Annotated in this window: 12 protein-coding genes; 7 read left to right on the plus strand and 5 right to left on the minus strand. The window is 54.7% G+C overall.

Going from position 1 to position 11,815, the window contains the following annotated elements; all coding sequences use genetic code 11:
- Positions 1-187: 187 nt before the first annotated feature.
- Together H567_RS27495 and H567_RS0118415 are read right to left on the minus strand one after the other, a co-directional pair.
- Complete coding sequence (locus tag H567_RS27495; RefSeq protein WP_051185110.1) at positions 188-2,908, minus strand: PAS domain S-box protein; 2,721 nt, start codon at positions 2,906-2,908, stop codon at positions 188-190.
- A 5-nt stretch (positions 2,909-2,913) separates the two neighbouring features.
- A complete protein-coding gene (locus tag H567_RS0118415; RefSeq protein WP_028322517.1) occupies positions 2,914-3,345 on the minus strand; it encodes a response regulator in 432 nt (143 codons plus the stop codon).
- Positions 3,346-3,428: 83 nt separating this feature from the next.
- Between H567_RS0118415 and H567_RS28700 the strand changes: the two genes are divergently transcribed.
- Complete coding sequence (locus H567_RS28700) at positions 3,429-3,623, plus strand: hypothetical protein (RefSeq protein ID WP_153306260.1); 195 nt, start codon at positions 3,429-3,431, stop codon at positions 3,621-3,623.
- A gap of 10 nt (positions 3,624-3,633) precedes the next feature.
- On the opposite strand, the gene H567_RS0118420 is transcribed toward H567_RS28700, so the two are convergent.
- Both H567_RS0118420 and H567_RS27500 read right to left on the minus strand, forming a co-directional pair.
- Positions 3,634-4,560, minus strand: coding sequence for a PAS domain S-box protein (locus H567_RS0118420; protein ID WP_028322518.1), 927 nt, complete (start codon positions 4,558-4,560; stop codon positions 3,634-3,636).
- The gene (locus H567_RS27500; protein WP_161626654.1) at positions 4,548-5,273 is read right to left on the minus strand and encodes a PAS domain-containing protein; all 726 of its coding nucleotides are present in this window, start codon (positions 5,271-5,273) and stop codon (positions 4,548-4,550) included. Before H567_RS27500 ends, H567_RS0118420 begins: the two co-directional genes overlap by 13 nt.
- 957 nt (positions 5,274-6,230) lie before the next feature.
- On the opposite strand from H567_RS27500, the gene H567_RS0118430 reads away from it, so the two are divergent.
- The 6 genes from H567_RS0118430 (at position 6,231) to H567_RS0118455 (ending at position 11,522) form a co-directional block, all read left to right on the plus strand.
- A complete protein-coding gene (locus H567_RS0118430) occupies positions 6,231-7,697 on the plus strand; it encodes a dihydrolipoyl dehydrogenase family protein (protein ID WP_028322520.1) in 1,467 nt (488 codons plus the stop codon).
- Positions 7,694-8,362: a TVP38/TMEM64 family protein gene (locus H567_RS25970; RefSeq protein ID WP_208598426.1), complete on the plus strand. Its 669-nt coding sequence runs from the start codon at positions 7,694-7,696 to the stop codon at positions 8,360-8,362. Before H567_RS0118430 ends, H567_RS25970 begins: the two co-directional genes overlap by 4 nt.
- 21 nt (positions 8,363-8,383) lie before the next feature.
- Complete coding sequence (locus H567_RS0118440) at positions 8,384-9,400, plus strand: biotin synthase BioB (protein WP_028322521.1); 1,017 nt, start codon at positions 8,384-8,386, stop codon at positions 9,398-9,400.
- Between the two features lie 87 nt (positions 9,401-9,487).
- Complete coding sequence (locus H567_RS0118445) at positions 9,488-10,435, plus strand: ABC transporter substrate-binding protein (RefSeq protein WP_208598427.1); 948 nt, start codon at positions 9,488-9,490, stop codon at positions 10,433-10,435.
- Positions 10,435-11,241 (plus strand): ABC transporter permease, encoded by an 807-nt coding sequence (locus tag H567_RS0118450; protein ID WP_028322523.1) that lies wholly within the window; start codon positions 10,435-10,437, stop codon positions 11,239-11,241. Before H567_RS0118445 ends, H567_RS0118450 begins: the two co-directional genes overlap by 1 nt.
- Positions 11,238-11,522, plus strand: a complete 285-nt coding sequence (locus tag H567_RS0118455) for an ATP-binding cassette domain-containing protein (protein WP_028322524.1) — start codon at positions 11,238-11,240, stop codon at positions 11,520-11,522. Before H567_RS0118450 ends, H567_RS0118455 begins: the two co-directional genes overlap by 4 nt.
- Positions 11,523-11,541: 19 nt before the next feature.
- On the opposite strand, the gene H567_RS29075 is transcribed toward H567_RS0118455, so the two are convergent.
- Positions 11,542-11,815 (minus strand): hypothetical protein (locus H567_RS29075; protein WP_028322525.1); only part of this gene is annotated, 274 nt, incomplete at its 5' end.

Below are 11,815 nucleotides of genomic sequence, written 5' to 3' on the forward strand. Positions count from 1 at the left end.
ATGACTAAACCGCAGATACATTTTCCTTTAAGCGAGATGTACACCGCATAACGTAAGGATGGAGAGTGGCGTATTTCTCTTGGCATGCATCGAGATGCGCTCGCTCTGCTTGGCGAGATGGGCGCCTGTTAGGAACGTTTTCTGCTCAAGCTGGAATGGGCAAACACGGGCTCAAGTTCAAGGACCTTTAGGGTCGCATCCCGAGAACGCTGGCTACTTTTTCCAGAAGCCCCTGAACCGTAAACGGTTTTTCCAGAAACTGAATCCCTTCTTTTAGAACCCCGTGCAAGGTGATCACTTTTTGTGTGTAGCCGGAGATGTACAGGATCTTCGCCTCCGGGTGGTGTTCCTGGATCCGCAGGTATACCTCCGGACCTTTCATTTCCGGCATGATCACATCGCTGACGACCAGGTGAAGCGGTCCAGGAAACTCTGCCGCCTGTTGAATCGCCTGTCGTACATCGCCTGGCGCCATCACTTCGTAACCCTTGGACTTCAGTGCCTGATTCACCAGCTTTCGCACCGCCGGGTCGTCTTCAACAACCATGATCGTAGCTGAACCGCGGGGAAGATTGCCCGGTCGAACCGGGATTTCCAGCTGCGATTTCCCTTCGGTGCACAAAGGCAGGTAAACTTTGACGGTTGTTCCTTGACCTACCTCGCTGTAAATCCAGATGTTGCCGCCGTGCTGTTTCACAATGCCATAGGATGTAGCCAACCCTAGTCCGGTGCCTTCATCCTGGTCCTTGGTCGTGAAAAAGGGTTCAAAAACCCGGGCCATGGTTTCCTGATCCATCCCTGTGCCCGTGTCACTGACGGCGATCATCACGTAGGCGCCCGGCAAGACACCTTGCTTTCGTTCCGCATATGCCCGATTCAGTTCCGCAAGAGCGGTTTCAATGAGAAGGCTTCCGCCGTTTCGCATGGCATCTCGCGCATTGACTACAAGGTTCATGAGCACCTGCTCCAACTGGGAGTCGTCCGCTTTGACCGGCGTCGGCTCTTTAGTCAGTGCAAGATTCAACGTGATGTCTTCGCCCAGAACCCTCCGCATCAGTTTTTCGAAACCCGTGACGACGCTGTTGGCGTCCAGCACCTTCATTTCGAGGAGCTGTTTTCTGCTGAAAGCCAGCAGTTGCCGGGTCAACGCGCTTCCCCGGACACCGGCTTCATAGATCGCTTTAATCAGGTTGTACTGGGGATGCTCCGGTCCGAGGTTATGCAGCACCATGTCTCCGTACCCGACAATCACGGAGAGAATGTTGTTGAAGTCATGCGCCACACCGCCTGCGAGTCTGCCCACGGATTCCAGTTTTTGCGACTGGCGGAGTTGCTCCTCCAGCTGCATTCGGTCTGTTATATCGCGTGCATTGGAATATATCCATTTTCCGTGTGGAACCGAACGCCACTCTATGAAACGATAAGCGCCGTCCTTTCTCCTGTATCGGTTGGTAAAATTCCGTATAGGTTTCTGGTGCTTGAGTTCCTCGAAGGTTTCCAGGGTGCGCTCCAGGTCGTCGGGGTGAACCAGATCGAGGGAGCGTATGCCGACCAGCTCCTCCAGAGAGTAGCCAAGGGTCTTTTCCCATTCCGGATTCATACGGTGAAAGCAACCATCCATGTCCCTGATGCAAAGAAGATCCAGGCTCGAGGAAAAGAAGGGGTTGATCTCCTCCGTCTTGCGCTTGATCTCTTCCTGTGCGGCTCTTTGCTCAGTGATATCTTCAAATACGGAATAGACCTGGAAAGGAGTCGATTCAGCCGGGGCCGTGACCGGGATTGCGTCGACTTTGAGCCATATCCAGTCGGCCTTCTGCGGGTTGAAGACGCTCATCACCACCCCGTTTACCTTTTTGCCGGATTGAAGAGCTGCCTGCGCGGGGCGTTCGCTGATCGGAAATATGGACCCATCCTCCCGGAGCACGCGCCATTCGGGTGATTCGGGCGCCCTCGAGAGCATCTCATGCCGGGTAACCCCCAGGATCATCTCCGCCCGGGGATTGGCTTCGGTGATGCGCCCCTCGGCGTTCTGGTATACCACCCCCTGGTTGATGGTCTCGAATAGCAATCGGTATCGCTCTTCGCTTTCCTTCAGGTTCTTTTCAGCGCGTTTTCTCTCGGATATATCCTGGAGGACGATGAGTGCCAATATGCGATTCTTGAACTGAATCTGGCTCGTGGAAACCAGAAGATGGACTCTGTGGCCCGTACCGTTGTCGGATACATCGAGGGAAATCTCGACGTTCCTTGCGCCTTGCCCGGTCTCGAAGGAAGCTAGAACCAAACGACGAATATGGCACGAGGCACAGAAGGGGGTCCCTCCGCAAATCATGGCATCATCCAGTATGTGCTGGCACCTCAGAGCGATTCCCGGATACAGTCCCTTCAACGCCTTTTCTGCCTTTCCGCCGAAGGCGGCGACGGCTTTGTTCAAGCGTCTGATCCTGAGGTTTTCGTCCACCAGCAGCATCAACACCGGGGCATTTTCATACACCGCCGCGAGTTCATTTTCGAAGGATTGCCGGTCGATGGCGTATCGGATGGATCGGCTGATGATCTCTGGACTCAGGTCCTGTTTCAGGATGTAGTCCTGCGCGCCATTTTTGATGGCCTCACGGGCCATCTGATGGTCACTCTGGCCCGTGAGCACGACAATGGGCAGGCCCGGCTGGAACTCCAACATCGTCCTGGCTGTTTCGATTCCTTGGCTGTCAGGAAGACCGAGATCCAGGAGCATCACGTCGTAGTCTTTCCAGGCAAGAAACCCAAAGGCCTTATCGAGCGTGGGAGCCCAATCCGTTTCGGAGGGGAAGTCAGCGGTCTCCATGAATTCGGCGACCAAGTCCCTGTCAGCCGGGTTGTCCTCCACGAGGAGGACCCTCACCGGCTGTTCTAGATCATAAACCATATTATCTACTCCGGGGAATATTTGACGACCGAAAACCAGAACCAGTCGATCCCTTTCACGATGCTGCCGAAACCTTGGAGATCCACGGGCTTGACCACATAGGCGCTGGCCTGAAGGTCATAGCTCTTGATCACGTCCTCCTCGGCCTTTGAGGACGTCAATACCACTACAGGGATGCGTTTCAATACGGGGTCGGCCTTCATTTCTTCGAGCACTTCCCTTCCGTCTTTGCGGGGGAGATTCAGGTCAAGGAGCACAAGATGGGGGCGGGGAACGTCAGCGTACTCACCCTGCCTCCTTAGAAAGTCCATCGCCTTGACGCCGTCGCCTACAACGAAAAGGTCATGAAGGATCTTGCTGGATGCAAGGTTTTCGGCGGTGAGTTCAACATCGGCGGGGTTGTCTTCAACCAATAAGATCTTGATCTTTTCTGGCATTGCACCTGCTTTCTCTTGGCTTAGGTCTGAATGGTGGACGACGGCTGCTGAAATGATGGCGGTACAGAAGAAGGTTGGGGTGAATGTTCTATAGATATGGGCATTTGATCGGATTGAAAATTCCGGATCGCACAAATCAAAAATTTATATATGTAAAACTGATTTCAGGTTTAAAATTTGAAAAAGATGGAATTAAAATGAAATACATCTCATCTATATTAAATAGGAAAGGCAGCCAGAATTCAAGGCTTGAAAAATGCGGGGATAATACGAGGTAAACACCTCGCATTAAGAGGCGTTCGTCAGGTAAGTTCTCAGGTTGATTTTGCGGCCTTTGATGGCTAGTTTTTTACGGATGTTGGTTCTGTGAAACTCGACGGTTCTTGGTGAAATATTCAATCGCAAAGCGATCTCTTTAATTCGATAGCCTTGTTTAATAAGCTCAGCCACCATTGTTTCCGTCGCACTAAGCTGCATCAAATTAAATGAAATTCCACGTATATAAGGATTTGTCATTAAACGAAGGTTCGATTCAAGATTTTCAATGTATCCAGTTTGTAGATTGTTAAGTCCTGTTTTTTTGATTTTAATTAAATACGGAATGATTAATCCATTGATGTTTTTTGACAACTGTTCTTCGAAATTGTTTTTTTCCTGTTCACGCTGGTCGAGCAAAACCTTGAGAGCTGCGTTCAACTCGGATAGCCGTTCGTGTTTTGCCTCCAAATCTTTTTCTTTAATTTCAAGTTCTTGAGTCATTCTCTTCAGTTCTGTGATATCGCGTCCGACGGATTGTATTTCATAGAGTCGTCCATTTTCTTCGAAGAATCCCCGGTTGACAAATTGCATCCAGCGTAAGGCGCCATCAGCCGACCAAACGCGGCTTTCAAGAATAACAGTTGGCTTATTTAACGATATCTCCTGTAGTTGATGTTTAATATCTCGTATATCACTCTTATGCAGGACAGAATACCACGTTTTTTTACGCTCTCCTTTAAAGTTTTTTTGAAAAAGCTTTCTAAATGTTTCATTCATAAAGGTAATTGAACCGTCGGGTTTAAAACGGAAAACAATATCTGTTTGGTATTCGACAACATTGCGATAACGTTTCTCACTTTGCTCTAAAGCTATCTCCGATAACTTCCGTTTTGATATGTCACGCACAACACTAATAAGTCCGATTTTTGCTTCATTTTCGTCCTTTAATAGAGACAAAGTGTGATCGGAAGAAAAATTTCACCGTTTTTCCTCTTGACCTCAAACTCGAAATTGGCTGTCTGTCCATTTATAAGTGTTGCAGCGACATAATTGCTAAATGTTTTATAATGTTCAAAATCAACATGCAGAATTTCTGTGGAGCGACCTGCAATCTTTTCATAAGAGTATCCAAACATAAGTTCGGCTGATTTGTTCATGCTCAATATTTTTCTGTCTAATGTAACTACAAATACCGCTTCATCCAGGGCATTGAATACAGAGCGTAGCAGAAGCTCAGATTCTTTTAAATTTCTTTCCTTTTTTCGTATTTGTGTTAGATCCCTGATGATCATGCTGGTGAAAGGCTGTCCCTCGCTATCCTCAAAGATTACGGAAGAAACGTCGCCAGGGAATATGGTCCCATCTTTTCTTTTGAAGTTAACCTCGCCTCGAAAACTTCCAACACGTTGTCTCTGTGCCAAAGCTGGGGCTAATCTTGGGTCTTTCTCGTCTACAACAGCCATGCGTCCACCTTCGATTATCTCTTTCTCAGTCATTTGGAAAAGACTGCAGGCTGCCTTATTCGCAAAATGAACACGCCCATCTGGAGACGTCAGAAGGATCGCATCTAGGCTGTTGTCAACGATAGAGCGGTATTCTTTTCTCAAGCGTTCGTTTTCATCTTTTAATTGATTCAATTTATTGCGTAATTCCGCGACTGTATGGTTCATTGACATCGCTGAATCCCCGTTGAGTAGAAGAGACATGCCTTTGAAAACATCAAGGACTGCTGCTTATATATGCTCTGATATTTCAATTGCTTACCAGATTATGGTTCCGATGTCAATATCGCAGGCTCACGATCTACTGTAAATCCTCCAGCGGCAAGGAAGCCATTCTGCGGGGGCGATGTGAAACACGCTGCCTCCGAGCACGTGGAAAGAATGGTATGCGAAAGTTGGGGGATGGCTCTTTTCTTGTCGAAGAGAACCTCCATCAACAGTCTCATGATTATGTTCCATTATAGCAGGAAAAAATTCGCATGAACCAAGGATGCCGGGCAAGCAAATTCGGGGGAAAGCATCCCGGCTCTGCTCAAGAACTCCGATGACTCTAATTACGAAGCGACCCTTTGCCGTTTTGGCAACAGAGGTGAAAGAAGGACTCTCGGCAGTCTTTGGGCAACGCTGATGGATCCTTGACATTGAAGCCAATCCGAGAAGGAAGTGCCATCCGGTTCTTACCGGCTCGATTCGATCTTAGCGCGGGCTGCGTACCTTGACAATGGAGCTTTTTTCAGGTTTCGCTGGGATGGGATGGGATGGCTCTTCAACTGCAGGAGGCAGGAACCTGGCGGTGGATAGCTCTAAGCCACCAGGAAGCGGCAATTGTCATTGGCCAATCCTGCACACGACGCCTGCCTAAGGGAAAGCATCGCTATGATGCTCCAGAGAAAATCCCATAGGACGGTGAACATCTCCACGGGTGGGGATGCGGCCTTATCACATTGTGCTTATATGGCGAATTTGTTATGACAGGCAAGGGAGAGGGGTGGTTGCGGGCAGGCCTGAACGCTTCTGTCCTTAGAAAATGCTTTTTGTGCTCGAAAAGGGGCTGATAAGCGGTTGAAAGGGGCTTTTTTGCATGTTTTCTGTAAGTGTTGCAATCATTTATCTTGGTCCGACCCCATGAAGACAATATACGATTATGACATCGGCATTATCGGCGGGGGGGCGGCGGGGCTGACGGTGGCGTCGGGCGCGGCGCAGCTGGGTGCCAGGGCCCTCCTGATCGAAAAGGAAACCGTGCTGGGGGGCGACTGTCTCCATGTCGGTTGTGTGCCGAGCAAGACCCTGATACGCACCGCCCGGGCCTGTCACACCATGAAAAACGCGCAGGAATTCGGGCTTCCCGCGCTCGACCTACCACCGGTGGACTTTGCGAAGGTACGGGAAAGGATCCGGTCGGTGATCGCGGCCATCCAGAAGCACGACTCGGAGGAGCGGTTCTGCCGTCTCGGGGTCCGCGTGGTGTTCGGCGAACCCGCCTTCGTCGACGAGCATAGCGTCCGATTGGAGGGCGGAACCGTCTCGGCCAAAAACTGGGTCGTGGCCAGCGGCTCCTCGCCGCAAAGGCCCCCGGTGGAGGGGTTGGAAAAGACGCCCTGCATCACCAACAGGGAGGTCTTCTCCCTGGCTCGGCTCCCGGCATCCATGATCGTGCTGGGCGCCGGGCCCATTGCCGTGGAGATGGCCCAGGCCTTCAGCCGCCTTGGAACGAAGGTGTCCGTGGTCCAGCGGAGCGGACAGATCTTGAGCAAAGAAGACAAGGACATGGCCGACGGGATCATGAAGGTTCTGGCTGCTGAAGGCGTCGTCTTCCATCTCGAGGCCTCGGTGCTCGGGGTCAAGGATCTCGGGCAGGAAAGAGAAGTGCGCATCAGAACCAGGGAAGGCGCCGCCATGGCTCTGAAGGCGGAGCAGATCCTGGTCGCTATGGGGCGCGAACCGAACCTCAAGGGCCTCAACCTGGAAGGGATCGGCGTCTCGTTCGACCGGAAAGGCATCCAGACGGATGCGCGGATGCGAACCAGCCGGAAGCACATCTATGCGGCCGGGGATGTCACCGGGGCGTTTCAGTTCACCCACACGGCAGGCTACGAAGGGGGGATCATCGTGAGCAACGCGATTGTTCATCTCCCCCGGAAGGCCGACTACACGTTCATGCCCTGGTGCACCTACACGGACCCTGAACTGGCCGGCATCGGCATGAACGAAAAGGCGGCCGGAGAGGCCGGTCTGGAGTACGATGTCTTTACGGAGGTCTTCGAGGACAACGACAGAAGCCTTGCCGAAGGGGAGGCGGTCGGAAAGATCAAGATGCTGTTGGACAGGCATGAGAAGCCGATCGGGGTTCAGATCCTGGGGCCTCGGGCAGGGGAGCTGTTGAACGAGTGGGTCGCCGTGCTGAACGGAAAGGTAAAGCTTTCCACCCTGGGCTCCGCTGTCCATCCTTACCCGACCCTCGGGGAAATCAACAAACGGGTCGCGGGCGCCTATCTTTCACCCAAGATCTTCTCCGACAAGGTGAGGAAAGGACTGAAGTTTTTCTTCAACCTGAAAGGCAGGGCCTGCGGGCCGGGGGACGGGGCGTGAGGCCGCTCTTCAAGGCGCTCTTGTTCGCGGGGTTCATCGCTGCGGCGATCTATGTGGTGCGCTTCACGCCGGTGAAGGGGTTTCTCACCGCCGATGCGCTCGGGCGGTTCCTGGACGGCGCCGGCCTGTGGGCACCCGTCGTCTATGTGGCGGTTTACGCTGTCGGGGTGTGCCTGTTCGTTCCCGGCACCCTTCTCACCGGCCTCGGTGCGGCGGTCTTCGGTCCTTACTGGGGGTTTTTCTATGTGTGGATCGGCGCGATGCTGGGTGCGAGTGCAGCCTTTGTCATCGGCCGGACACTGGGCAGGGAGTTTGCCGCCTCGCTCATCGGAGACCGGCTGAAGAAATATGACGACGCGATCGAGCAGAACGGATTTGCCACGGTGCTCTATCTCCGACTGGTCTATTTTCCCTTCACCCCCATGAATTTCGGTATGGGGCTCACCAAGGTCCGTTTCCGGGACTATGTGGCTGGTACGGGCCTCGGCATCATCGTGGGGACCTTCATCTTCACGTTTTTCATCGGAACCGTGAAGGAGGTCTGGGCCTCGGGCAACTGGGGGGAACTCCTCTCCTTCAAGGTGTATTTCTCGGTGGGTCTCTTCGTGTTCTCATTCTTTATTCCGAAGATCATCCGGAAGATCCGCCGGGAGGCGGGGCTTTAATCTGGGAGGAGTGGACGAAAAATGGGTTGGAGGATCTTGCCGAGGGTGAGAGAGATCCTGGAAAGGGCCGGGGCCTTTGAGGGAATCAGTGAGGAGGATGCCGGGTTCCTGCTGAGGCTCGATCTCGAGTCCAGAGAGATCTATGCGGTCATGGAAACCGCCAATCGGCTTTCCAGAGAGCAATTCGGAAAGAAGGGAGAGAACCATCTCCACATCGGGGTCAATGTGGCGCCTTGTCCCTTCAACTGCGCCTTCTGTTCCCTGACAGAGCGCGCCGGGATCTTCAAGGGGGATGTGGACTTCGCCGAAGAGGCCATCCTGGAATGGGCCAGAATGGGGGAGGCCCGGTCTGCCGACGCCCTCAACCTGATGACCACGGGAACCTTCTCCTTCGAGCGGCTTCTCGAGATCGGGAGGCTTCTCAAAAGGGAGGTCTCGGTCCCGCTCGTGGCCAACACCCGCGACATCCACCATCGGGAAGGGGAGAAACTGCTGGAGGCGGGCTTCGTCGGAGCCTATCACGCCGTCCGGCTCGGGGAAGGGGTGGACACCCCTTTCAAAAGAGAGAAGCGCATTCAGACCATCCGGGTCCTCAAGGACGTCGGGCTGCTGTGGATGAACTGCATCGAACCGGTGGGGCCGGAACACGCCCTGGACGAGATCGTCGACCTGATGTTTCTGGCAAGAACGTACGGGGCGGTGTACAGCGGGGTCATGCGGCGCATCAATTTCCCGGGGTCGCCCATGGCACGGTTCGGGATGATCACGGAGCGGGAGATGGCCCGGATGGTGGCGGTCAGCCGGTTGGTGATGGGGGATGTGCCGCGCGCCCACTGCACCCACGAACCGCATTCGGCATCGTTGATGGCGGGTGCCAACCTCTTTTTCCCGGAGGTGGGCGCGAGCCCCAGGGATGGGACGGCGGATACGGGTGAGGGCCGGGGGAAAAGCGTCGCTGTTTGCAGCGAAATCCTGAGAGAGATGGGATGGGATCCGGACCTGCCGTCCAACTGCTTTGGCACTGTCGCGGCGCGGTAGGTAAATCGATCTGGCAGGATTCGAGGACGTTTAGGCAGAAAATGATTGCAGGGTGGAAATCCGAACGGCTCGCAGGAGGTGGAAATCATGCTTCGGTCAACCGGAGTTTTTAGGATACTCCTCGGAATCGCTGCGATGATCCTGTTCGCCTTCTCCGGGGCACGCGCGGAAGACATCCGGGTGGGCACGTGGAAGACGCCCCAGACCATACAGCCCTTCTTCTATGAGCGGTTTGTTCCCGAAAACCAGAAGGTGACGGTCTATTCCTTCACCAATCCGGCCGACCAGAAGACCGCCCTCCTGGCCGGCAGCCTCGACATGTGCGGCACCACCTTGGCGCATGCGATCCACTCGGCTTCACTGGCTCAACCCGTGGTGATGGTCGCGGCCCTCTGCAACAAGGGCTCGGCCCTGGTGGTCAAAAGGGGAGGAGCGGTCAAAGAGGTAATGGATCTGAGGGGGAAAAGGATCGGTTATGTCCCTGGAACCATGCACGAAATTCTACTCAGGGAAATCCTGACCCGCAACGGTCTTTCCCCTGAGAAAGACGTCGTGTTGACGCGGGTGGATTTTTTCGACATGGGCATGGCCCTGGCAGGGGGCGGCCTCGATGCCTTTCTTTCGGGCGAGCCGCTTCCGAGCCTTGCCGTTGCGCAGGGATACGGTGAGATCCTCGCGTATCCTTACTATGATGAGTCGATCGGGGCCATCAATGCCGGCATGCTGGTTCGGCGGGACAGCATCGAGGGCGAACCGGAGCGGGTTCTCGAACTGGTCAGGGCGCACGCGAAGGCTACACAATACCTGCAATCCCATCCCGAGGTGTGGCTTCGTAAGGCGTCATCGTTCGGCACGGAACTGGCCGTCCTGAAGGAGGCCGCGGCCAACATCGAGTTGGCATGGGACATGGACGCCGATTTCGTTCGGAAGGCCAGAGGCTTGGGTGAGCGGATGGAGGCCCTCGGGATCATTCGGAAGCAGCCTGACTACGAGCGGCTTTTCGACCTGTCATTCGTGAAAAGGGTGGTGAAATAATGGGGTCCTATGGCAGCAAGCCCGTCAAGGGAAGCGGGTGGTATCTGCCGTGGGTGATCCCTGCGCTCTTCTGTTTTTTTTGGTGGGCGGTGAGTGCCACGGGGCTGGTGCCCGCCTACCTGTTGCCTCCCCCACGCGATATCGTCGAGGCCGGCTATGCATACCTCCTTGGGACGCCCGAAGGAGGTCCTTATGCCGGGCGGTTTGTCCGCGATGCTGCAGCGAGTCTGTGGCGGGTGTTTTGTGGTTTTTCCCTCGCTGTGGCTGTCGGTCTTCCCCTCGGGATCCTTTCCGGGCGTCTGTGGGTCGTCGAGCGTCTCACAGGTACGACCGTCAATGCGTTCCGGGCCGTCCCAGGCATCACCTGGCTTCCACTGGCCCTGGTCTGGTTCGGCATCGGGATGAAAGCCACCCTGTTCCTGGTGGCTCTGGCCGCGTTTTTCCCGGTTTTTCTGAACGCGGCTGCGGGGGCCAGGCAGGTGAACCCGTTGTTTCTCCAGGCAGGCGCCATGATGGGCGTCAAGAGGCTGAGGGGCACCTTCGCCATCCTTCTTCCGGGGGCCATGCCGCACATCATGACCGGGCTGCGCCTGGGATTGGGCATCTCCTGGGCTTATCTGGTCTTGGGGGAGTTGACCGGGGTCCCGGACGGGTTGGGGGCCGTGATCATGGATGCCCGGATGCTCGGGCGCATCGATATGATCGTCGTCGGTATCATCGTGATTGCCGTCATGGGGCGGATCACGGATAAACTGCTTCAGGGCGGGTTGCGGCTGTGCTTCAAGAGCGCAAGGAGGATGCCATGAAAACGCGCCTGAAGGCGGTAGTCGGAAACCGGGCGGCATCGAGGGAGGATACCCTCAGGTTCGAGGGCCTTTCGAAGGGCTTCCACACGGCCGGCGGGTACCTGCCGGTCCTGGAGGACGTGAGCTTTCGGGCGGAAGGAGGGGAGTTGATTGCGATTCTCGGCAGGAGCGGGTGCGGCAAGTCGACCCTGCTGAAGATTGCGGCGGGATTCATCTCTCCGAGTTCGGGAAGAGTGCTGTTGAACGGAGAACCGGTGGAGGGGTGTCGTCTTTCACAATAATCTGACGTTTTTTTTCTGATTATCCTGGACGATTGGTGGTGATTTTCGGGGTAATTTGGACAGACTTGTTTTGGATGATGGTCTTGGCCTTGGCGATGGTTGTATTGATATAGGCATTTTTCCTCCGTTCGCCCTGGTGATGATCCCAGGAGGTCCGTTGCTCGATGAGGAGGGAGCGGATGGCGTGTTCGGAGTACCCGCGTCTGAGGAGGGCGAGGACGTAGGCGAAGTCGGTTTCGGATTCGGTAGCGCGCAGATATCTGGAGCGAGATGGAGGGGAAGAAAGGCACACC

Source organism: Desulfatiglans anilini DSM 4660 (assembly GCF_000422285.1).
Lineage (GTDB): Bacteria > Desulfobacterota > DSM-4660 > Desulfatiglandales > Desulfatiglandaceae > Desulfatiglans > Desulfatiglans anilini.